Here is a 595-nt window from a genome sequence, read left to right on the forward strand (position 1 = left end):
CATTCCGGCATCGGAATGCACACCCCGTTCAACCTGCACCACGGCCGCGCCCCCGCAATCCAGCACGCTCGCGCCCGCGTTCTCACGACGGCCTATGCCGCCCACCCGGAACGCTTCGTTCGGAAGGTCCCGCAACCACCAACGTTCCCGACCACCACCTGGATCAACGAACCCCTGAAGGAAGGAACGAACTCAATGACCACCTAAGGAAACTGACTCACATAGGTTGACATCTTCCGTCCGGGGGCAGGAGATGATTTCACTCTCTGCCCCCTGCTCCATCAATCCCCGAACCTTCCCCCGACACATACCCCAGGCGGAGCAGTCATGACACGAGTCCATCTCGATAACATCAGTAAGCGTTACCCGGGTGCCGCGCCCTCCGTCGCTGACTTGAGTCTCGACATCGGCGATGGGGAATTCTTCACACTTCTCGGGCCCTCTGGCTGTGGAAAATCCACCACGCTTCGGATGGTTGCCGGATTCGTTCAGCCGTCCGATGGCCGGATCATGTTCGACGACGACGACATGACGACTACGGCACCCAACAAGCGCGGCACCGGTATGGTCTTCCAGAACTACGCGCTCTTCCCTC

General features: G+C 60.2%; 1 protein-coding gene and 1 pseudogene. Both read left to right on the forward strand.

From position 1 onward, the window contains the following. Positions 1–207, forward strand: a pseudogene (locus JF66_RS23920) (hypothetical protein); the annotation flags it as partial. 120 nt (positions 208–327) lie between these two features. Next, a partial coding sequence (locus JF66_RS22610; RefSeq protein WP_156109955.1) for an ATP-binding cassette domain-containing protein occupies positions 328–595 on the forward strand: 268 nt, incomplete at its 3' end.

Source organism: Cryobacterium sp. MLB-32 (assembly GCF_000738085.1).
In the GTDB taxonomy this organism is placed as follows: Bacteria; Actinomycetota; Actinomycetes; order Actinomycetales; family Microbacteriaceae; genus Cryobacterium.